18 protein-coding genes are annotated in these 23,696 nt (G+C 42.2%); 11 read left to right on the top strand and 7 right to left on the bottom strand.

The window, feature by feature from the left end; genetic code table 11:
- The first annotated feature begins 326 nt into the window (after positions 1-326).
- From AACX33_RS12070 to AACX33_RS12035, 8 genes are all read left to right on the top strand, one after another.
- Entirely contained in the window at positions 327-695 is a 369-nt protein-coding gene (locus AACX33_RS12070) for a hypothetical protein (protein ID WP_445253326.1), read from the top strand.
- Positions 696-1,475: a hypothetical protein gene (locus AACX33_RS12065; protein ID WP_227789062.1), complete on the top strand. Its 780-nt coding sequence runs from the start codon at positions 696-698 to the stop codon at positions 1,473-1,475.
- A gap of 2 nt (positions 1,476-1,477) precedes the next feature.
- Positions 1,478-3,079 (top strand): TrbI/VirB10 family protein, encoded by a 1,602-nt coding sequence (locus AACX33_RS12060; RefSeq protein ID WP_227789061.1) that lies wholly within the window; start codon positions 1,478-1,480, stop codon positions 3,077-3,079.
- A gap of 40 nt (positions 3,080-3,119) precedes the next feature.
- Complete coding sequence (locus AACX33_RS12055; protein ID WP_227789060.1) at positions 3,120-3,896, top strand: hypothetical protein; 777 nt, start codon at positions 3,120-3,122, stop codon at positions 3,894-3,896.
- Positions 3,886-5,088, top strand: coding sequence for a hypothetical protein (locus AACX33_RS12050; protein ID WP_227789059.1), 1,203 nt, complete (start codon positions 3,886-3,888; stop codon positions 5,086-5,088). The genes AACX33_RS12055 and AACX33_RS12050 overlap by 11 nt, the downstream gene beginning before the upstream one ends.
- A 71-nt stretch (positions 5,089-5,159) precedes the next feature.
- Positions 5,160-6,908, top strand: coding sequence for a type IV secretory system conjugative DNA transfer family protein (locus AACX33_RS12045; RefSeq protein WP_445253325.1), 1,749 nt, complete (start codon positions 5,160-5,162; stop codon positions 6,906-6,908).
- A 6-nt stretch (positions 6,909-6,914) separates the two neighbouring features.
- Complete coding sequence (locus AACX33_RS12040) at positions 6,915-7,385, top strand: hypothetical protein (RefSeq protein WP_227789058.1); 471 nt, start codon at positions 6,915-6,917, stop codon at positions 7,383-7,385.
- Positions 7,364-10,207, top strand: coding sequence for a DUF3854 domain-containing protein (locus tag AACX33_RS12035; protein WP_227789057.1), 2,844 nt, complete (start codon positions 7,364-7,366; stop codon positions 10,205-10,207). Before AACX33_RS12040 ends, AACX33_RS12035 begins: the two co-directional genes overlap by 22 nt.
- A 79-nt stretch (positions 10,208-10,286) precedes the next feature.
- On the opposite strand, the gene AACX33_RS12030 is transcribed toward AACX33_RS12035, so the two are convergent.
- The 7 genes from AACX33_RS12030 to AACX33_RS12000 form a co-directional block, all read right to left on the bottom strand.
- Positions 10,287-13,736 carry a DEAD/DEAH box helicase family protein gene (locus tag AACX33_RS12030; RefSeq protein WP_227789056.1) on the bottom strand — a complete coding sequence of 1,150 codons (3,450 nt, stop codon included), beginning with the start codon at positions 13,734-13,736 and terminating at the stop codon, positions 10,287-10,289.
- A gap of 57 nt (positions 13,737-13,793) precedes the next feature.
- On the bottom strand, positions 13,794-14,117 hold the full coding sequence (locus AACX33_RS12025) for a XisI protein (RefSeq protein WP_227789055.1): 324 nt from the start codon (positions 14,115-14,117) through the stop codon (positions 13,794-13,796).
- A 90-nt stretch (positions 14,118-14,207) separates the two neighbouring features.
- Positions 14,208-14,690, bottom strand: a complete 483-nt coding sequence (locus AACX33_RS12020; RefSeq protein ID WP_227789054.1) for a hypothetical protein — start codon at positions 14,688-14,690, stop codon at positions 14,208-14,210.
- Entirely contained in the window at positions 14,683-15,996 is a 1,314-nt protein-coding gene (locus AACX33_RS12015; RefSeq protein WP_227789053.1) for an AAA family ATPase, read from the bottom strand. Before AACX33_RS12015 ends, AACX33_RS12020 begins: the two co-directional genes overlap by 8 nt.
- 1 nt (position 15,997) lies before the next feature.
- Entirely contained in the window at positions 15,998-16,177 is a 180-nt protein-coding gene (locus AACX33_RS12010; protein ID WP_227789052.1) for a hypothetical protein, read from the bottom strand.
- 56 nt (positions 16,178-16,233) lie between these two features.
- Positions 16,234-18,150 carry an N-6 DNA methylase gene (locus tag AACX33_RS12005; RefSeq protein ID WP_227789051.1) on the bottom strand — a complete coding sequence of 639 codons (1,917 nt, stop codon included), beginning with the start codon at positions 18,148-18,150 and terminating at the stop codon, positions 16,234-16,236.
- Positions 18,151-18,285: 135 nt separating this feature from the next.
- A complete protein-coding gene (locus AACX33_RS12000; RefSeq protein ID WP_227789050.1) occupies positions 18,286-19,560 on the bottom strand; it encodes an alpha-L-fucosidase in 1,275 nt (424 codons plus the stop codon).
- A gap of 571 nt (positions 19,561-20,131) precedes the next feature.
- Between AACX33_RS12000 and AACX33_RS11995 the strand changes: the two genes are divergently transcribed.
- From AACX33_RS11995 to AACX33_RS11985, 3 genes are all read left to right on the top strand, one after another.
- Positions 20,132-21,487 carry an RNA-guided endonuclease InsQ/TnpB family protein gene (locus AACX33_RS11995; protein WP_227789063.1) on the top strand — a complete coding sequence of 452 codons (1,356 nt, stop codon included), beginning with the start codon at positions 20,132-20,134 and terminating at the stop codon, positions 21,485-21,487.
- Positions 21,488-21,696: 209 nt separating this feature from the next.
- Positions 21,697-22,488, top strand: a complete 792-nt coding sequence (locus tag AACX33_RS11990; RefSeq protein ID WP_227789049.1) for a ParA family protein — start codon at positions 21,697-21,699, stop codon at positions 22,486-22,488.
- A 2-nt stretch (positions 22,489-22,490) separates the two neighbouring features.
- A complete protein-coding gene (locus tag AACX33_RS11985) occupies positions 22,491-23,612 on the top strand; it encodes a ParB/RepB/Spo0J family partition protein (protein ID WP_227789048.1) in 1,122 nt (373 codons plus the stop codon).
- Positions 23,613-23,696 lie beyond the last annotated feature (84 nt).

Raw genomic sequence — 23,696 nt, 5'->3', positions numbered from 1 at the left:
TCCTGACTAATTCGCGTAAACTTTCCGCGAATTAGTTTTCTGACTCTATTTCTCCCACACTTTTACTCACTCTCAATCCTTTAAACCCTTATCTCAAATTGCTTTCGGCTTATCTTAGTGCCATTCGTCCATTAGCGTCAACAATTCAAAGATTAGAAACAATTGTTCAGGCTCCGATTGACGCTATTGATAGCGGTGCTAATCCATTGCAAGTGATATTTTCGCCATTTAGCGCTGTGATTGGCAACAATATTCGAGAGGTTGTCACATATATCCTACTGGGATTAAACGGGGCTTACCAATGGGGCATAGAGCTAACAATGCTAGTGACAGCTTTAATTGGTCCACTTGCTGTAGGAGGATCTTTATTACCCTATGGTGCTAAATCAATTTTTGCATGGTTGACAGGATATTTTACCGTAGGCATGGCTAAACTATCTTTCAACATTATTGTTGGTTTTGCAGCTCAATTAATGATTACATCTAGAGCAGATCAACCATTATTTTTCTTGTTTGTAATTGGAATTATTGCCCCCTTTTTAGCAACTGGATTAGCTGCGGGGGGGGGATTAGCAGTGCTTCAACAAATCAACAAAGCAGCAGAATTTTACGGCTCTATGGCTATTAATATTGCTAGCACTGTCATTACAAAAGGTGCTGGAGCCGCAGGTCAAAAAATTAAGCCAGGGGGATAAATGCTTAAAACTAGAAATAAACAAGTGCCTTTTAAACTTCTGAGTTATGGAGATTCTGTTACTACAAAATTTGGAGTTATAACTTTAACAGCATTTTCATTAGCTTTAATTTCGCTAGTTACACAATTTTTAAATTATGGTGCAATTAGGAGGTTAAATAATCAACAAGTGCCGACATTAGTACAATTATCATCAGGGGAAACAATTCGCGCCCAATCTGTTCCTTCTACAGAGAGGTCTAATGAAGTAATTAAGAAATTTGTGTCCGATACATTCATTAGAATGTTTAATTGGGATGGTTTAGTCCAAACTTTTAACGAAAGAGGAGAAGCCGTAACTAAACCTGATGATGGTACACCTATCACAGAAGGGAGTAGAGATAGGGTCACAAGTAGGGCTTATGAAGCTTCCTTCGCCATTACAGAACGAGAAGATTTTCGAGCATCTTTTCTACTTAAACTTGCAGAAATGACACCAAATGGTGTGTTTAGTGGAGAAACTCAAATTTCTTTAATTCCTCGATTTATTTCTGAGCCTCGACGACTCAGAGATGGAAGATGGGAAATTGATTTTATTGCTACCCTTGTAACTTTTTCGCGGAATAATAATGCGGGAGAAGGAATTGCCTTTAATAAAACAATCACTGTTGAAGCTGTCACTACTCCACAAAATCCGCCAAATGAAACTACTGAATTAGCTAAAAAAATCTATGCGGCTCGTCAAGCGGGATTGGAAATTACCCAAATTGTTGACTTGGATTTACGAGGAAGAAATAATTAATTATGGCTAATGATATTGGTCTACCTGATGAAGGAAATACATCTACAGTAGATACCATTCTGAATATTGATGAGCAGAATGATTCTACCAATTCTGAAAATATTGAACTTGAAGAAGATGAAGATCCAGCCGAAAATATAACAAAGCACAATCTAAGGAACTCTCCTTGGTCAAAATTAGGTGTAGTTGGATTCTTCTTTGGAACTGGATTTTTGATGGTATTTTTGGTTTTTAGTGGGGTTTTGAATAGAAAATCGTCAGCAAGAAATGAAGAAATCCCCTCGGAAATTCCGGAAGAAACTCTAGCTAGAATAGAGAACAATAATGGAGATATTTTTGCTCAAGCAGCACTAGGAAAACAAGAAAGTGAACTGCAAAAAATTAATCAAAAACCATCAGTAACTCCAGAATCAAGCGAAAATCAAGAAACCATTCCAGAACCAAGAAATCCACCAGAACCGACAACACCACCAAATCCCTCTCCTCCCCCAGCCCCAGCACCTGTTAACCGTTCGGCGCAACGAGATGTTTCCCCTACTGTACGTCCTCTACCACCTCCTACATCTCGACCACAACCACAACCACGTAATGTTTCTGTTTCACCAGCACCATCAACAGCACCAGATCCTATAGCAGAACTAAATCGATTACGAAACGTAGGTTCATTTGGCAATATAGCTTATGCCAATTCAACGCCCACCGCAACTATCCCACAGCGTACTGTCACCAGAGATAGCGACCTTTCGGTTCAAGACAGCAACTTTGCAAGCCCCACTGGAAGCAATCGCCAAAATACTCCCAATACTGCTTCTAGTAGGATTGAGAGAATAGAACCTCGTTGGCAAAACCAGCGAAACCGTCAAACTTCAACAGAGGTAGAAAATTTTAGAATAGCTTCAGTCAAGAATTTGCCCCAGGAGGCTCAAATTCTTAACGAGCGTCGCAATCGTTATCTAGTAGTAGGGGAATTTGCTAGTGGCGAATTAATTACACCTTTGGTCAAAGAACAAGCCACTGATAGAAGCCAACAAAGTGAAGATCGCAAGCGTTATGTAGCAAGGCTCACTGAAGATTTAAAAGACAACGAAGGCAACGTTGCGATCGCCAGTGGCAGTTTAATGGCACTGGAAATTCTCTCGGTTGATGGTGCAAGTTACGCTCAGGTTCAGGTAACAAGTATTATTAGAGACAACATTGAATATCCTATCAGTGCTGGGGCAATTACTGTCCAAGGTGACGGAGGTAGACCTTTAATTGCCCAGCAATACAAGGATAAGGGTGGCGAAATTGCTCAGTATGACTTAACTGTTGGGCTAGTCAGTGGGTTGGGGAAAGTTGGAGAAATTATCAATCAACCTGATATTCAAGATGAGGTTGAAGATGAATTATTAGATGGAACTATCCGCCGCCGGACTCGCGTCAACAACAGTCGCCGCAATATTGGTGGGGCTATACTCGAAGGCGCATTCGGAAGTCTCAGCGATATTATTGGTCGTCGGGCGGAAACTTCCACTAGAGAAATACTCGCTCGTCCCAATGTTTGGTACATCCCCAGCAATACCAAAATTACATTTTTAGTCAATCGTACTTTAGAGCTTCCATAATTCATTCAAATTTCGATCTCTTGGATGCTTTTAGATGATCATGAATGCTAAAAAATTAAAACTCACGGGCTGGATAATCAGTTTGGGCATAAGTTTGATTGCATTTACACCTACAGTTCATGCAACTACACCCATTATTCGCAGTTTCAAACAATCTGAAGTTAGTGGAGATACTGGCACACTACAGACAATTAATGTGTGGAATGGGCATGGCGTGAGTATTTCTTTTTACCAGACTGGGGAAATCATCAAACGTGCTTGGATTGATGATCCTTCTCAAATCCTGATTGATACAGATGGTTGCTTGCAAGGAATTGATAGCAGCTGCGAAAATCCGGGTGCTGGTTTAATTCACTTGCGACGGATTAACAGAATCGAGATTCCAGGACTACCGCAGACTTGGGGGACACACTTAACTATTATTACCCAAACCTCTGGAAATCAGCGTCAATCATATCACTTCCGAGTTGTACCTGCTGATGGCAATCCTAAGTATAGTCAAGTGGCAATTATCAACGATCCACCACCTCCAAGAAGGCTACAACCATTACGTGCAAATTTCAATCAAGCACAAGAGGTGAGAGCGGGAGTAACAGTTGCGCTAAGAAATCAATGGATCAATTCATCAGACCCACTGCACCAACGTATCACGGACTTTATTGCTTACCTAACTCAAGGCGATGAAATTCAGGTAGCTGCTGATAAGGCCGTGGTGTCAATGGAGCTTGTGAATAAGCTGATTGAAGTTGGTAAAAATCCTCCAAAATCACCCAAAAAAACTCCACAAATATTTACAGGTATTAGTGATGAAATCTAAACAACAAAAAAATTGGGAAGTTACACGTTACCTCATCTTACTTGGTCTACTAGGCGGTTTATTTATTCATGGATTTGTGAAGCATGGTATTCTTAATCAGGCAATTAGTTTTTTGATGCCCAAAGCAACTGCTGAAGTTCCTATCATTGAATCAGAATCAGGATTCATGCCCGATTGGTCAAACATGAGATTCCGGGACATGATCATTCAAGAAAGCGGTAGTATATCTTTTCCAGGACAACAAGGAAATCAAAGCAGGACTTGGAATGCTGGACAAAGTATTGCTGAATTTTTAGAACTTGGTGATTTTGAAGAATCAGGCTTTAATTTGGAAAATCTGCAATTAAATCAAATAGCCGAATATTTAAATCTAAACCTTGGCAATTTAAAACTATCAGATTTTGATTTAGTTGAATGGCAAACCTTACCAGATTTAGCTAATGCTATCCCTCAGATAAAAAACCAATATGTTGAAAATATTCTTCCCCTTCGAGATTTTTTAGATAATCTCGGAATTACTACCAACAATCAAACAGTTGAACAGGTAATAAATTTATATCAGTTGGATAACAATCTTATTGGGGATTATATCAATTTAGACCAATACAATTTAACTTCTATTCCTGGCATTGAAAATACACCTATTGAGAAATTCAATGATTGGCAGGATAGCTTAATTGATGGAATACCAGGATTAACAGATTTACCTTGGAGTGAGCTACCAAATTTACCAAACCCAAATATGGCCTTTATTGGTAAAGTGGATGTAGTATTACGGGATATTGAAGCTAATCGTGTTCGTAGCATTTCTGGAAGCTATGAAGAAGGGTTTAATGTACCTTGTTATCAAAATAATTGCGCTCACGCAGAAATGGCAGGGGTGGGTGCAACTACTGGTGTACAGTGGATGTCCGGTAAATATCAACAAGTAAATGGTGGTTTTGGGATTTTAAGTGCAATTAATGGCGGGAAAGAACCCACAGGTCGGCATCCTTTTGGTTCTGGGTTTAAACAAGTAATTTGGGACATCAATGAAGCTGAAGGCAGTATGACTACTGCGATGTTTTTTAGGACTTGTAAGCGGATAGCATTTGTGCGTACTTGTTCTCCCTATTTTATTGGGCCTGTTCCTTTCATCAATTATCGGGAAAAAGACCCAATTATTTTTGGTAATCCGGCTTCTCTACCTTGAGAATGGCTCAGAGTGAGTTCGTTTAACCCTTGCGGTTGTAGTTTGTCTTGATCTTAATATCCAATTAAAAAGTGAGTAACCTACAAAATCAAATATCAACTCAAATTGAGCAGCTACAAGATCCACAGCATGATATTGGGAGATATACACATCATTTATTCTCTCCCAATGGTCTAGCTGTACTATCTATGTTAGGAGCTTACATCATTATTCAATTCTTTTTCGGAGATGGTGACAAGAAGAAACTAGCTTCTGGGTATTGGGGAAGTAGAAAGGAGATTGCTACGGCTCAGAAAAAAGCTAAAAAACAAATTTTAGCAACTAAATGTGATAGTGCTGCTTTGTATATTGGTAAGCATCCATTTTCTAAAACGAAAAAAGAAAAAGGTAGTGGTGGTCTTCCTCTTTATGTTCCTGATGTCCAAAGAGGTACAGCTGCTATTGGCGCTCCTGGTAGCGGGAAAACCTTCAGTGCCATTAACCCCATGATCTACTCTGCCATTGAGCAAGGTTTTTCGATCATTGCCTACGACTTTAAGTATCCATCCCAAGCGAAGATTGCAGCTTACGCTAAGAAAATGGGGTATGACGTGCATATTTTCGCCCCTGGATTTCCTGAATCTGAAGTTTGCAATCCACTCGATTTCCTACGTGATTCTTCTGATGCCGAAACTGCCAGACAAATTGCCACTGTGATCAATAAAAATTTTCGCATTCTCAGTAATAGCAATGAGGATGGTTTTTTTGGCCCCGCCGGCGATCAGCTGACGCAAGCTATTTTGATGTTGACTAAAGAGTTTGGTCGTGCAGATGTTATGACCTCTGCTGCCATACTTTCTAGTGAACAAATGGTGAAAAGGTTGATGGCTGCTAATCTTAATCCTTGGATCAAGATGGCCTTTGGTCAATTGTTCGGTTCCGCAGCTAGTGAAAAAACAGTGGCTGGCATTGTGGCTACCGCCAGCATCATGTTCACCCGCTTCATGGCCAAGAATACCTTGGGCTGCTTTGTCGGTAAGACGACCCTACCTTTGGAAATTAAGGGTAAGCAGATGATTATCTTTGGGCTGGACAGAGAACGTCGTGATGCGATCGCGCCTTTGATGTGTAGTGTCTTACACATGACTATTGCCCGAAATATCGCCCAAAAACGCCAAGACCCTTTAATAGTTGCTTTGGATGAATTACCCTCAATCTACTTGCCCGATTTATTCAAGTGGCTCAACGAATCTCGTTCGGAGGGATTTTGCGGGATCTTGGGCTGGCAGAATATGGGGCAGCTTGAGAAAAACTACGGTAAGGAGGTAGCGAAAACTATCCTTGGTGCTTGCGGTAGTAAATTCATTTTTAATCCCGGCGAACATGACTCTGCACAATTATTCTCCAGTTTTCTCGGAGATGAAGAAATTAAGTATAAACACAAAAGTCGTTCTACTGGTAGCGGTAAAACTAATACTACTACTAGCGACCAGGAAAAAACTAAAAAACTCTTTGAATCTGCCCAGTTTCTTAAACTTCCAGCAGGGAGATGTGTTTTCATCAACCCTGCATACTCAAATAAAACAGAGGGGTCAGTTCCGCTACTAAGAAGTATTAAAATCCCCAAGGCTGTAATTGCAATTGATGAATATAACCAAACTAACTGGAAAAAAATTGTCAGGTTATTGGCAAGGAAAAGTACCCAAACAGTACCTACAAGAGAGGATTTAGATGTAAGGATTCAAGATTTCAATAGTAGATTTCCTATTCCTGAAGGTCCTGTGGATACTACAGCCGCACAGAAACCAAATTACGAAAATTTTTCTTCTTCTATCTTTTAATTTCTCATGAGAATTAAAATCAAAGAAACTGCCATTACTGATTTTGCCCATAATTTTGAGCAATTGTCCCACGTTCAAAACAGGTTTTGTAATCTCTTAGATTTAGATTTCAATATTACCAGTCAGTTGGAAAAGCAAGCTAAATTACGACCATCGATTAAAAAGCCAGGTATAAGAGTTAATGTTAAATTTTCAGACATTATACCTGACTTAAGTTTAGAGTATTATCAACAAATCATAATTGAATATATTCAAGGGATTGGCTGGGATGATTTGCAATATATAGGTTTTATTCAAAAATCTGATGTAGAAGTAGAAATTGATATTATCTTTAATCGGATTATTTCACCAGATAAAACTATTTCCCTTCGGTGCTTAGGAGCTAATTGGCAGCAATATCAAATAATTCGGGACTCCTACATTAATATTTTGCAATCTTTATCCCCCAATAGTTTATGTTTGATGAACGCTCTTTAAACTTAGTTTCTTCTTATGTCAAGACAGAAGAAACATTAGTAAATAATCTTGAAGAAATCTGGCTTGAAGGCATTGTACCGTTGGTCAACGCGATCGCTGAACGGTTGCAATATGAGTGGGAACAAAGAGCCAAAATTGAACTTGGTCAAGAAACATATCTCATGACTCCTGATGGAACTGGGGGATGGAAGTGGGAAAAGGCAGATCCTCTAGCTGAAGAATATGACGACCTGGAAAGCGATCTTTGGACTACTGATACTCTCATACCTTTACTTTCACCCGCTACTACCCAAAAAATGCTGATTGGTTCTTCTGAATCCGAACAAGAAGAGCAAACTTTAACTACAATTGTCAGTTTTCCTCCTGCTCATATTGACGTTGCTCATTGGCAAGAAACAGTGGAGGGGAGCGCCATTCACCCAGATATTGCTAGTCGGAATTTTCGCAGTTTGCATGAAGATTCCATAGAACAGGCAAATGAAGCTTGGGAATATCTGATGTACAGTGACAAGCTAGAACGCACTAATACTGGCAGGCTTTCTAGTGGAATGCTGCGAAAATACGCTCACCTTGAACAAGGCGGCTGGTGGTGTGATGCTGGGGTTGATCCTCGCTCATTTACGGATTTGCAACCAGGGGACAAACCTGAGAGAAAATTGTGGGGATGTTTTAAACCCAACGAACTCAGAGAAAGCAGTGAGAAACCAGGAAAGAAAATTAAATACGAACATCCGCCAAAAACTGACCTGAGTATTTTCTTATTGGATGTCCCGGATGATGTTGCTGGGCGTATCTATAATAAAGCCGGAGTAGATCCTAGCGAGAGCGATCGCGCCAGTGGATTTTGGTATTGTGTATGGAAGCACAATGTCCCAGTCATTATTACTGAGGGAGCGAAAAAGGCTGCCAGTATTTTAAGTCAGGGTGAAGCTGCCATTGGACTTTCTGGGATTTATGGAGGGTATCGTAGTCGAGATGAACAAGGAAATCAAATACCACCAAAGCTACATCCTGAATTGGCAGTGTTTGCCACACCAGTTCGGGAAATGACTTTCTGCTTTGATTACGAAACCCGACCCAAAACAGTCCGAAATATTGAGATTTCCACACTACGCACTGCGGGACTTCTGGAAGCAGCCGGGGCTAAAGTTAGTGTCATTCGCCTACCAGGACCAGATAAAGGCGTGGATGATTTTATAGTCAATAACGGGGCTGAGGAATTTGAGGCTTTAGTTGACCAAGCCGAATCTTTAGAGGAATGGCATAAACACAATCAGAAAATCTGGGATGTCAAACCTAAACCTATTAAGAAAAAGTTAAATCCCGACAAAATTGATCATATCACTAACAAGTTAGTTAATAATGCCCCTGGAGAATTTACTGACCCAGAGGATTTTCGCTTCACAATCTTTCTCAAGGATGGTACTACCAAAAAACTTTACGAACAAAAAAACGGCACTGTTTATACTAACGCTGTCCGAGAAAATCTCACTGATGAAGAAATTCTCAATTTGGGTGGTAAACCCCGCACACCGTCTCAAACTGAAACTATTAGTGAAATTATCTCCGTAGAATCTCCCCCTGTTTCTCCAGAAAGAAACTCTTCCCAAGCAAATGAAGAACCGATACAATACTGGGCAAATCAAAGGGATGTACCAATCTTTAAACCAACCATTCCCAGAAAATTTGTAGCAGCCACGGAAAATAACTATATTGCTCTTGCTGCCAAACAACTATTGAATAATTATGGTGTAGAACATGACGACAACAGTTTCGTTTACAGGAGTGATGCTTTCACGATTAGAGAGTTTCGTGGCACTTATAGCATCCACAGACACGGGGATGAACAAGCAAGTTATTTTGCTAACCCCTTGATGCAGTTTCAAGTAAATCCTCAAGGAAAAGTCAAGATTCTGAAAAATCCCCACCAAATGCTCAGTGTAGAGCGTCAAGAGTTTTTAATGGTCGCCGATTACCTCAATCATGGCCAAGATTTGCCCACCCTTGATCTTGATACTAGAGAATTATCGAATAGTCTTGGTTCTTTGGCTCCCCAAGGAACCCAAAACATTTTGGAAAGTTTTCGCCAAGGTGAAATTCTCAAAGTTATGCACGGTACTTTAAGCAAAGCCAAATCTGATCAGGTGGAAATAGGAGACTACCGCATCCAGTCAGATAGGGACACAAAAGCAGTTAAGGTTTTTCTGCGTTTATTTAAACAAGACAAGATTGGGGAAAAAGAAAAAGTCAGATTTGAGTTGAACCGCACCCCTCAAGGGATCACTAATCAAATCAGAATCATGACGCTCGATGATCATGACTTAGCCAATCTTAAACAAATTAGTAAAAAATTTAATATAGAGGCTCCTTCTAGAAAGCCTAACTCACCTGCGAATGATCACACAACATCACCACGCGCACCTAGACAGGCTGATTCTGCTTATGTCTGTTCTCCTCCCGCGAACACTCGTGATATTCCTCTGCCACTGCACTCAGAACTAGCTAAAGTTTGGGAGCAATTAGAAAATTCAGTTGGTTGGACAAGTGCATCCAATCAGGGCAACAACGATCTCCGAGAAAAACTTCAGCAGGATGGTGGCAAGCTGACTATTGGTGAACAACGCGAACTCTACTTCAAATTTCTTTTACAGTCAAAAGATGAACAACTACTCAGGGGAAAAACTGAAATCATACTTCCGCCACTTACCACCATCATGAAAGACCTGAAAGAAATCCGGCGAGCATTTATTCATTCCACCTACACTCCAAACGTTAGCAAGATTGAAAAAACTCAGAAAAACCCCTTTGAGCATGAGCTTTGAAAATGATATTAGCAATCACGATGGAAGGTTTACAAATTTTGACGCGTATTGCAGGTTCATGAGGTATCGCAGCAATTTCCTAAGCGATCGCTTTCGGGACTTCGCTCCGCGCGATCGCCCGCCCATAAACTTCTTCTAGCACAGCCACCAATTCATCTATATGGGACGAGGTAAATAATCCATCTGGCCCCTGTGGTGTAATGTCGGTAAATGGAGATTCGTAGAGCAGCGCCGCATCCATTACGCCGTGTTCGGTGAGGTAGTCCACAATCATATTTGCAAACTCAATTTGATCAGAGTTAAACTGTTGGACAGATAGAAATTGAGCCAGTTCCTGTTTTGCTACCTCACGGTCTAGCCCCACCAAGGAGCGCACAAACAAACCCAGACCTTGGGATTCTTCCTTAGCCCGGAGAATATCTTCTGTCTCACCGACACCACTCTCTGCCAGTATTTTCTCTAGTTCTGACAAATCTGAGGCGGTCAGTTGCTTGTTTGTCCGCAGTTTAAAGATGACTACATGATCTTGATGCGCTCGCAAGAAAGCCCGTGCTTTAGCTCGGAATTTCTCAAAGTTATCCGATGCTGTAAAACCAGGTAACTCCACGATGATTTCATCCCCCATCACATCCTCAAAGTCGGTGTAAATCGGTTGGCGGTTCTGTTTCTCAATCAGCTTTACTAGCCCTCGTAATCGTTTGCGTAATACTTCCAGCATTGGCAATGTTACATCTTGCCACCATTCATTAGTTTGTATATCCTGGAGTAGAGGCAACTGTGACTTGACTAAGGGGATAGCTGATTTCTCTTCCAATAACCCAGCAAGTGATTTTACCTGTTCTCGTAAACGCTCAAAGGTAGGTTGCGATCGCAGTATCGCTAATTGTAATTTCAGCACCAGAATATCAAACCGCTTGACTTCTTCGGCTTCCGCTGCCAATTGGCAGGGTAAACCGGCTATTTCTTGGCTCAGTGCAGTAAAATCTTCCTCTGAGAGCGATCGCCAAGCTTCGGAACTTGTATATTTCTCTACCAATCGCCGCTTTGGACGGACTACGAAGTTTTCGCTATTCATCGCAGCCACTTCTGTGTGCAGGAGATTGGCTACTTGGCGGCGCAATTCGGCATCAGTTTTTGGTTCTTCATTGGCGGCTAGAGGTGCTTTGAAACTGCCTCCAACTTCACTCAGGCTGTCTGTACCAACTTGTTTGTCTAACTCTGCGATTAACTCCAAGCGGGTGGTAAATAACTGCTTACCCAAAGATTTACCGATGGGTGCATCAGTCGTTTCTGGATGATGCTGGAAAAACTCCAGATTTTGGCAATAGTCGAACAGATAGAAAAATTGCTTATCTTGTCCTAAACCAAATAAATCGGCACAGCGACGGGTTCCTCGTCCTACCATCTGCCAAAACTTGGTTTTAGAACGTACAAGTTTGAACAGCACCAGATTGACGATTTCTGGGACATCAATCCCAGTGTCAAGCATATCTACTGAGATAGCAATATGGGGTTCCTTATCTTTGTGGGAAAAATTATCAATCAGGTTTTGGGCATAAGTGGTTTGGAAGGTAATCACGCGGGCAAACTCACCCTTAAAATGTGGGTAGTTGATATTGAAGCGGTCAGCAATGAAATTGGCATGATCTTGATTCTTGGCAAAGATGATCGTTTTGCCCAGGCGATCGCCACCAGCAACTTTCAACCCCCTAGTCATCAAATGGGCTAGTACCTTGTCTACAGTATCTTGATTGAATAGCCACTTATTGACTGCTGCTGGTTCCACCCGCTCAGGTGTGTTGCCTTCGTCATCCCATTCCAGAGCATCCCAATCTTCTCTTTCCGTTTCCGAAAGTTCGTGATAATTAATACCCTGTCTTTGAAACTTGAGCGGCACTGATACAGCTTGAGATGTGACAAGAAAGCCATCTTTGACGGCATCTTCTAGTAAGTAAGCATCAGTAGGTACACCATTCTCTAGGTCAAATAGTCCATAAGTATTGCGGTCGATTTCATCTTTTGGTGTAGCGGTTAGTCCCAGTAACAGGGAATCAAAATAGTTGAAAATATTGCGGTATTTTTGGAACACCGAGCGATGAGCTTCATCAATGATAATCAGGTCAAAATGCCCGACACCAAACCGTTTCTGACCGTCGCGGGTATCGTCAATCAGCCCCATCATCGTGGGATAGGTGCAACCAAAGACTCGTCCTTCGGTATCTTTCTCTGTAACTAAATTGACTGGGGCGGCATCTGGGAGGTGTTGCTTAAAGACATTGATAGCCTGATTTACCAGGGCTACACGGTCGGCTAGAAAGAGGACACGTTTAGCCCAGTTACAACGCATCAGCATTTCTACTAAAGCGATCGCTGTTCTAGTTTTACCTGCACCTGTAGCCATGACTACCAATGCTTTGCGGTCTTTATCAGTCTCGAAGGCTTCGGTAATGCGGCGGATAGCACGAGTTTGATAATAGCGTTCGGCAATGCTAGGCTTAATATTGGCTGCTGCTAAGGATTTGCGGGTAGTCCGGCGCTGGATAAATAATTCTAACTCGGTTTTTTTGTAAAATCCCTGCACCTGTCGCGGTGGGTAATTGGTGTCATCCCACAGCCAATGCTCGTAACCGTTGGAATAGAAGATAATCGGACGCTGACCAAATTGGTTTTCGAGACAATCGGCATAGAGTTTAGCTTGTTGCTGTCCGATGCGGGGGTCTTTGCGGGTACGTTTGGCTTCTACCAGCGCCAGGGGTTTACCATCGTCTCCCCAGAGTACGTAGTCTACAAAGCCTTCGCCTGATGCGTTGGGCATTCCTGCAACTGCAAATTCGCGATCGCGGGTTTGGTCGAGTTTCCAGCCGGCTTCTTTGAGCAACAGGTCAATGAAGATATCGCGGGTTTGTGCTTCCGAATAATCGTGAGGATCTGGTTGGCTGCTGCTGGCTTTTTTGGCTTTGGCTACCTCCGCCCGTAATCGCTTCAGTTCTTCATCAAGTGCGTTTTTGTCGGCGAGGAGTGTGGAGAGTTTTTCATCGCGTTCCCGTAATTGGGTTTCTAGTTTCTGGAGTTGCTCTATAGTCTGTTTAGGGACTGCTGCGGTCTTGGGGGGTGCATCAAGTTGGAAGGTCAGCCCTGGTTCTGGTTTGCTGCTGCGTCCGTAGGTATGTGCCAACCAGTAAGCCACGTGAAACAATTCCCGGACTGCATGGATAGCATCGTTAAGAGGAATCGGTCTGGCACTGTGGACTGCCTGATTACCGAGTTTAATGATCACCCGTGCTTTGTTAAATACTGCTTCACCGACCAAGGTTTTAAAGGTAGGTTCGTGAATCAGGGCGCTCAAGTTGTCTTGATAAGGCAGTTCTAGAGAGGTATCGTGTTTATATAACCAGTTTACGGTTAACTCCAAGGCACGACGAGTATAAAAGCAAGCGGTACGGGGGTCGGGATGTACTGCATCAACTGCTTTTTGGGCGGATTCGTAGATTGAGGAGAATTCAGCTTGGAGGAAGGTAAACTGGCTCATGAAATGAATAAAGCTGTGGTTAATAAAAGTACAGCCTAATTCAGTATAATGCTGTTTTCAAGCAATGGAAACAGTCTGCGCCTCCGCTAGAAAAGCCAGTACAATATCACTCTCTGGAATCCCTTTTTTAACTAAGTCTTGAGTAATTCCGCATTCCATGCCATCGTATTCAATGATTACTTTCCCATTTTCGATAATTACATAGATCAGGTTGCCACGTACACGCCGCTCTCTATCCCAACCCACCTGCATTAGAGCATAGCGATCGCGCATCTCGTCAAAGATGGTATCTAAGCGAATGTTGCCGTGAGATGGGCGTAGTTTGGCATAATCACTAATTACCTGTTTGACGATTTCTCGGTAGGTCGTGATGGTATCCATTGGCTGACTTCCTTTTTTTCCAAATTTACAACAATTAGCTTTAAAGGTAGGTGAGCGATCGTTTCTGACCAATCTTTGTAAATGGCTAAGTCATTTTTCATTTTGGTAATAGCTCTGTAAATCGGTGTCTAACGACCAGATAAACACTTCACTCATGGGGAAGCGTTTACACAATTTATTAAATTCTTCAATAATACTGAGATCACCGAAACTTGTTCCTTGTGGTTTATCAGGAGTTTTGTTTCTGCAAGCCATATCAGGGAACTGGTTAATCCACGACAATATCTCTTCTGTGGTCGGAAATGCAGTAGGTGACCAAGGTGCTTCCCCTGTGAATGCGTCTTTAACTGCTTTAACAAAACGTAGGGCTGTTTTTCTTCGCATTGTGCCGTCGCCGTTTTGGGCAATGTGGTTGCCTGTTTCGAGTATGGTTGCCATAGGTAACAGAAAAGTACACCCAGAGTCCCAATAAGTCTTAAAATCTTCGAGGACTGATGTCTGATTCTGATTACAGTTGGGGACGTTGAGCAAGTTGAGGAATACGCTAGTGTCAATCAGGCAGATACTACTCATTGCCGTACTCCTGCAAACGAGACAGCCAGTCCATTGCTTGCTGTTTTCTGTCTTCGGGTGTGTGCGGTGACTTCACGAACCGATCCACTATCCCAGCAGTTACCAGTTGACCAAGCGGCCCTTGGGATATCAAACCTGGAAATTCGTCCATCTCCCCAAGCCTGACAAGGCGGCTATCTCCTTGTTCTGGATTGCGGAAACAAAACACTACATCACCCAGGGCTGCATCGGGTAAAGCATCCATGAGGGCTGGGTTGTGGGTAGAAAGCAGCACTCGTAATTTACGCTGTTCGGCAATATCTCGGATGCTGGCGAGGAGATGCTGGGCGCGGTTGGGATGAACGCCGTTGTCGATTTCCTCGATGACTACTAAACTACCTTCTGTAGCTGATAGCATGGCTGCTGCGATCGCTAACACCCGCAATGTGCCATCTGATAACAATGCAGCTTCACAAAAACGCCGGTTATTGCCAAAGGTTTCTGCTATTCGCACCATGACTTCATCCCGTGGACCCAAAAGGAAATCTAGCCCATCTATAGCCTGTTCTGGTAGACTCTGGATGAAGTTGAGAATTGCCTGTTGATTTTCGGGTTGGTTCTGCCATAAGCGATACAGGACGCTGGAAAGATTAGTACCATCTTCTTGTAATCGCTTATCAGATTTGAAGCTGTACTCGCGCATTCTGGCGGGAACGGGATCTAAAAACAGGATGTTCTTTAAAATTCGTTGATATTCGCGGACTGTCTCAGGAATTATCTTTTGGGATAAGGGGTACTTTGCATCAAAATGGGCAGGGGTGTCTAATTGCACGAATATAGCCATCTGATCGCTGCACGTTATTCGTGGTTTATTCCTCCCTTTGGTAAAGTTGTTATATGCGACACCAACATCAGTCCCTACTCCTTGAGAAGGCTGGTCTAGGTCATATAGCGGGACTTGACTTGTTGAGCCAACAATTCGCTCACTACTGATGTGCAGTTCTCCGTCACGTACATTCAGGGTTATATCGAGTTGGTTCCAATCATATGAGTCCAAACGGCAACCAATGGTAAAATTTGACTCTCCGCGATGGCACAAGTCATTTACTCGACCACGCACTACTCGGTCTGCACTATTTACAGCATATTGAATGCTAGAAAGTCTTTGTCCTTGTGCTAACCATGAGAGAAAGCGCAAGCCTTCAAGGGCGTTACTTTTACCTGCGGCGTTTGCACCTATTAGCACGGTTAAAGATCCCAGAGGTAAACGGCTGGTACTGTAACTTTTAAAGTTGGCGAGGGTAAATTCTGTCAGCATGGCACTCATGTCATAATTCTCCTCTAAAGGCTCGATGTTGCAGGGAAGCAAAGAGGGCATCAAGTTCGGATAGTGAGGCGCGGTGAGATGCTTTGAGTTTTTCTACGGTTTCAGCGCGACGGGCAAATTCTTCTAGTGCGGATTCGTAAATTCGGGATAATTCAGTTTGGAAAAAGGCGAAGTTATTCATTTGACTAATCTATCCCTCCCATCTGTCTTTCTCGTGACTTGTTCATAGCCTATTACTCAATACTTTTCACAGAAAGCTGCAATATTTTCCGTTAAAACTTTTTCAGCAGCTTTGAGTTCTGCCTTAAGTTGTGCCAGTTTTTGTTGTGTTTCCGCAAGTGACTTAACCATACTTTTTTGTGTAGACACGTCCGGCGGCACTGGGATGCGTAGTCGGCTGAGTCGATCTAAGTTTAGGGAAACGTTTGCCGCACCCCGCATGAGTGGAACTAAAAGCTCATCTTTGTGTGCTAGGAGGTAGAAATATACATACGGAACGTAAATTTCTACTTCTGGCTTGCGCGTCATAACTGCGGTTATTGTTGCTGCTGCAAACTTGCCACTCACGTAATGAATTGTCTTTATCGAGGCGTGTCCATGTCCAGTAGACGATACAATGGGAATACAAATTGCCTCGTTATCAAATGAGTATTGACTGTGGAACTTAGTCTCTTCCGATGATGTGATAAATGGAAATGGGCCATCCTCGGCTTGGGCTGCACTGATGTTACCTTTCTGAATTTCAAAAAGTTCATCCAAATGTCTTAATGGTACGTCACTTGGATATTCATATCCACTTAGGTAAACCCGCTCGCAAAGGTCGTAGTTATTTTTTACGATTTCCTCACGACTTACAAACCTGTGTTTAGATTTCTGAGGGAGATAACTGGTAGAATGACGATTTTGCCACAGATTAACAACCTCTGGAAGTTCACTGCCTAGTCTCACGCTCTTGACTGCATCGTTATTGAATCCATCGTTTTCAATACGGTAGAACCACACCGAATCTGTTTTACCCGCCCGACTGAATAATAGAATTGCGGTGGAGACACTAGCATAAGGTTTGAAAACCCAATGCGGCAGCGCAATCACTCCTTCGAGTCGGTTCTCCTCAATGAGAATCTTGCGTAATTGCGAGTGGGCAGTACTATCTGACTCTACAACGCCTGCTGGCACTATAACCGCCGCCCGTCCCCCAGGCTTGAGCAATCTCAAAAACAAAGCCAGGAATAGCAACTCAGTCTTCTTCGTCTTAACGATCGCCAACAAATCCTTAGCCGTGTTCTCATAGTCCAAAGACCCAGCAAAAGGCGGATTAGCCAGCACAAGAGTATAAGCTTCTTCATCACCAGAATGCTCCTGTGCCAACGAATCCTGATAGCGCACGTCCGGGTTTTCCACACCATGCAGCAGCATATTCATACTGCCAATCCGCAGCATGGTATTATCAAAATCGAACCCGTGAAACATCTCATGGTGGAAGTGTTGCTTCAGCTTGGCATCGCGGAGAATTTCCGGGTGATGCTCTCGCAGGTATTCATTCGTAGCCACCAGAAACCCGCAAGTACCACTAGCAGGGTCACAAATTACATCCCCCGGACTGGGTGCAGTCAGTTCCACCATCAGCCCAATAATGTGGCGCGGCGTGCGAAACTGCCCATTTTGTCCAGCCGCAGCAATCTTACTGAGCATATATTCATAGAGGTCGCCTTTGGTGTCCCGGTCTGCCATTGGGACACCATCGAGCAAATCTACCACCTTAGACAGAAGCGCTGGGGTGGGAATTGTGAAGCGGGCATCCTTCATGTGGTGGGCGTAAGTCGATTCATCGCCGCCCAAAGTCCGCAGGAAAGGAAAAACATGGTCATTAACTACCGCAAACATCTCCGGCGCGGCCAAGTGCTTAAACCTCGACCACCGCAAATCATCATAAGCACGCTTTTTAATATCTTCACCCTCTGGAAAAATCCGCCGTTCCATCGGGCGCTTGAGTCGGTTGGCTTTGTTTTCTTCCAGGGTATGTAAATCGTCGAGGCGACGCAGAAACAGCAAGTAAGTAATTTGCTCAATCACTTCCAGAGGATTGGAGATACCACCCGACCAGAAAGCATCCCAGATTTTATCGATTTGACTTTTAATTTCCCCTGAGATCATGTTGTGTTTGTCTTATCGGTAGAGTGCAATGAACAAAGTAAGCAGCGCCGCATCACATTTTATCCTCAAGTATAAGGAGGAAATGCTTAACTGAACTGTATTCTATTATCAATCAGCAACACAAATATTTTTGGCTCAAGATTCCATATCAATACAAATTACTGTCACGAAGGGATCAATTACTGATTCCGGGACATCAATTGTTAATTCTCCCAAAGGATTGGGATTGAGAATAGAATCCATAATTGCACAGCGACTGGTAAAATCCAGTGATGTACTATCAGCAAGAACATACACCGATTTTATTTGTTTAATTGGTATACCTCTAACCGATATGCTTTCATAAGGTTTCATTAACAGGTGTAGATAAATGCGATTACCTCCGGCACGCGAAGCGCGAACGCCTTTACGAGTTGAAGGGCCATAAAATTGCCAGGGTTCTAATCCTGGGATTGTATCGAGGATACTTTCAGAATTTTTAGACATCCATTCAGCGATATCTTGCAGACGCTCCAACTGCTCAGGTGGGATTTTGCCATTACCCATTGGACTGATATTCAGTAAAAGTTTACCGCCTTTCGCGGCTACTTCACACAACGTATGGATTAATTGACGAGAGGATTTGAACTTGCAATCATCAGGGTTATATCCCCAACTCTCGTTAATAGTTAGACAGGTTTCCCAAAGATGCTTAGGAGGTTGGGGAGGGATAAATTGCTCAGGAGTTGCAAAGTCTCCACAATTTGGCAGGCGATCGTTAATCAGAATATTAGGTTGTAAATCACGAATCATTTGCTCTAATTCTTGAGTTTGCCATTGCTCTGGAGTCCTTTCCCAACTACCATCAAACCAAATAATGTCAATCTGACCATAGTTAGTCAATAATTCTCTGATCTGATTAAACAGGAATTGGATATATCGCTCCCATTGTTCCGGTGTGGGTTGAGGGAGTTGGTCAAAACGATAAGGTTTATCCGCTTCTGTAAAAGCCGGATAGTCAGGATGATGCCAGTCACTAAGGGAAAAATAAAGCCCTATACGCAATCCTTCAGAGCGCATAGCATCAATAAATTCACGGACAATATCTTTTTTATACGGTGCAGATGCAATGGAAAACTCTGATTCCTGGGTGTGGAAGAGCGCAAACCCATCATGATGCTTGGCTGTTAATACGGCATATTGCATCCCTAAACTTTTTGCTAAATTTGCCCATTCTTGAGGTTTGTATTCCTGTGGATTAAAAGTATTAGATGTGCAGTGATATTTTTCGACTGGAATATCTTGGCAAAAAGGAAGACTGAAGACACCCCCCACTAACGGCCAAGATAACTCACATCCTTGTTGGGAACTGTGTCCCCAATGAATAAACATTCCTAGCCTAGCTGCATCAAACCAGTTATTTATGATCATGAAATTTTCAAATAAAGATTATTCTTTGTCTTCGTCAACAAACTCGCTACCTTCCCTGTTTGTTGCCTTTAGCGAAAGTTAGTCCTTAACTTCTCAGTTATGGGTGGGGAATTGTAGGTTTCAGTTATCTACTTAATCTAATTTGTGTTCTAATCATAATAATGGTTTTTTATTAATCATCAGAAATGTCGGATTTTAACATAACGCGAAAGTCCCCACCGTCAATGTACTCATAGGGTGGGGATGAATAGCGGTTGGCGACGATTACATCTGTGACCAATATCAACCTAACGGTTGATGAGGGAATGGATGTATTATAAGTCAACAATCTTTATTTTTCGGTTCTGGTAGGGTATCAATTAATTCTTCAGTAATTTGAGTAATTGTTTTATCCTTTTCAATTGCTAATAAGCGCAACTTATTGATTCTGCGTTCACTGATACGAATATGCAACTCTTTTTTTAGTCATAGCTAAGTACAGATTGCGGACATATTTATGTAATCATAGTTAAAAGGAAAAGGAAAAAGCAAAATAAAACAAGGAGGTGATTAGACTGTGGCTACTAGAAGAATGACTTTCCGGTTATATCCAAATATTCAAATAGAAAAACAATTGGGGTATCATCGGAAGCTTCATAAAGATTTGTTCAATGCCGCAGTCAATAATAGGTTTACGCAATATCAAAAATTCAACCACAAGGTTGATTATTTCGAGCAACAGAATTGTTTACCAGCATTCAAGGAAGTTTGGACAGAATATAAACAAATAAATTCCCAAGCTTTACAAGCAACCTTAAAGCGTGTTGATTTTGCTTTTGAACGTTGGTTCAAAGGTTTAGGCAAGCATCCAAGATTTAAGTCAATACGTCATTATTCAGGTTGGACTTATCCAGCCAAATCTGGGTATTCGGTAGAATCAAATGGTGAAAATGGTTACTTGAGCTTGTCTAAAATTGGCCGGATTCAGATGCGAGGGAAAGCAAAGTATTGGGGCAAACCAACTACTTGCACTATTGTTTACCGTAACGGTAAATGGTACGCATCTATTACTGTTGATGTTTTAGATCAAGTTCTTAAGCCAGAGGTTTTGCCAACTGGTGCGATTGGCATTGATTTGGGTTGTAAATCAGCATTATCAATTACCGATGGAGAAAATCATCAACAAATTGATGCTCCCAAGTTCTTCAGGAATGCTGAACAGAAAGTAAAAAAGGTATCTCAAGAAAAAAGGCGTAAACGCGCACCCAAAAGGAACAAGAAAGTCAAGGCTTCTAGAAGGTTCAAGAAAGTTCAGCTTAGAGTTAGCAAGATACTCAAAAAAGTTGCTAACCAACGTCAGAACTGGGTACACCAAGTGGCAACAGAAATTGTCAGCAGTAATAGCTTCGTCGCCACAGAGAAACTAGTAGTCAAGAACATGACCAGTAAGGCTAAGAAAGGCACACTTCGGCAAAGCTCAGTGACCAAGCGCAAGAAACAAAAAGCAGGACTAAATAAATCAATACTTGACGTAGGTTTTGGAATGCTTCGCAGTACCATCAAGTACAAAGTAGAACAAATTGGTGGTGTGTTCGTGGAAGTTCCAACTAAGAAGGTAAAGCCTAGTCAAACTTGTCCTAAATGTGGTCATCAACACAAGAAAACACTCGATATTAGAGTACATGAGTGTGGTGTTTGTGGATATGTTCAAGACAGAGATATTGCGGCTGCCGAAGTTATGCTTTACTGGGCAAAAGGAAATCTACCGGGGTTAGGAACTAGCCTCGTAGACGCAGAGTCGTCTAGCTCTACTTCATACACCCGCAAACAAGCAGGAAGTATGAAGCAACTAGGGACGAAGAAGCGTCAAAAATCTGTAGAAGTTTCTGCTAGCAACGAACTAAGGGATGTAGAAACCCATAGTTCAGGCGGAGCCAACTATGGGTAGTTCATAATCCGACATCAAAGGATAGTAAATTTATAGCCCACATTCATATCGGTTAGGACAGCCTTGATTACTCAAAGCCTTGAAATAACTGAATTTATCCGAGCGCAGCTATGCCCGCAGAATTTTACAGCCCTTTGCTATAACTGCATAGTGTACATTTTTCTCTATTTCCATGTCGGATTTTAAAATACGACTGAAAAAATCACCTTATGAAGCAGATTATTCTTTCACTTATAGCTAATGCTGGTGGTGTAGGCAAAACCACACTGAGCGTACACATTGCCTATGAAATGAGTCGGCTGGGCTTTGATGTCGCAATCATCGACTTAGATCCACAACGTTCTTTGGATGTATTTTGTGGATTGCCTCCGGCTGAAGTATCAACCACTTTAGTTAAAGTATTATCAAAAGATTTCCAAGGAGATTGGGATTTAATTTCGGTTTGGGAACAATCAAAAACTCAAGTTTGTCAGGGACATCCACTTTTAGCGGAAATAGCCAATGAATTAGTTATCCGAAAACGAGGAGAGTACACACTAAGCGATCGCTTAAAAAAATACCCCTTGCCCCACAATCTAGTAATTTTGGATTGTCCCGCTACTTTAGGAATGTTAAATGTTAATGCTTTAGCTGCCTCAACCCATATATTAGTTCCAGTGCAATTGGAAATGAAAGCCATTTCTGGTTCAGCAGAATTGGTAGAGTGGTGTATTTCTACAGGTGATGAGTTACAGTTAGAACCTCGCCCACCAATTTTGGGATTTGTGCCAAGTATGTATGATGACACCGTGGCAATGCACAGGCAATATTTAGAGCAATTGCCAGAAATTGCCGAACATTTACATTTAAAGCTTTATCCTAAAGTTCGCAACTCAAACGAATTCAAAAATGCCAGCGCTCACGGCTTACCTTTACAAAAATACCGTCCCAAACATCCTGCCTGTAGAGATTTTCAGCAAATTACAGATGATTTAGCAGCTTTAATTCAGGAGAAGAAATAATTGTGGCATTGCCTAAAATTGCTAACAAATTTAGCGGCGCAATCCAAAAAACAGAGCAAGAGCAAAAAGTTGTTGAACTGCAAGCCGAGATAGAAAGATTGAGAGCCGCCCAATCTCCAGATTTAGAAAATGAATTGCAAGAACTCCGAGAACAGTTACAAAATCAATCAGGAGAAGCACAAATTGATTTAGCTCTCATCGATCCTAATCCTGATCAGCCTCGGCAAACAATTACACCAGAACTAATACAAGCAAAAGCCCGGTTACTAAAAAAACATGGCCAAATTTCAGCAGTAATTCTCGTCCCACAGGGGAATGGTCGTTACACCTTACTAGATGGTCAACTCCGGACTGAAGCAGCTAAGTTGCTGGGTTGGTCAACTATTCGTGCAGTCATAGCAGCAATGCCTAACGACTTAGATCAATCGGCATTACTAACTTTTCTCGGCTTTGAAGATTTGAATCCTTTAGATAAAGCAGAAGCAGTATTTAAGGAAGTAATCAAGTCTACTGGTTTGGAAATGGATGAAGTTGCCACAATATTAGGCACGGTGATTAAAAGAGTGGAGAGAGATGGCAACAGTAAGGAACTCACAAAGTTAACGGCTGTCAGCGCCGATGAACAACAGCAAGGCTTAGAACTATTGGGGATTACAGATAGAGAACAGAGTCTACTACAAGTGCTGCTAGAGTTGGGATTAAATCCGAGTTCGGTGAAAGCTAATCTCATGCCGATGCTGTACCTCTCTCCAGATTTAAAACAGGCAATTCGAGAACAGGGACTAAAAGGCGCTCATGCTTTAGCGTTGGCAACTCTCTCTGCCAAGACACTAGACATATCAGAAAATCAAGCAGCCTCTGAACGGATGGCGGCCACTGATGAAGTCTTAAAGAAAAGTCTGACAGTAGCAGAAACTCGTGAACTCATTAGAAAAATTAAGACCAAGTATTTGAAGTCACAGAAACAGGAGTCAAAGGAAATAAAAACCATACTTCAAAAAGTTAATGGAATTTCTGAAGATTTACTCACTAGAGCCAGTAGTAAACAACTTCAAGAAATGCGCTCTCTATTACAGCAGAAATTAGCAGAAGTTGATAAAGTTATTGCCGTGACTGAATGGTGAGCAATTTTATTGGGTGCGAAATCAACCTGATATGGTTTGAGAATCAGTCCCTATTTCACAATGTAAGGGGTGACGCTGCTGTAG

This window comes from Nodularia sp. LEGE 04288, from assembly GCF_963896525.1.
GTDB lineage: Bacteria > Cyanobacteriota > Cyanobacteriia > Cyanobacteriales > Nostocaceae > Nodularia.
Note: the sequence above shows the minus strand (reverse complement) of the source record. Positions and strands in the feature narration are given on the sequence as shown.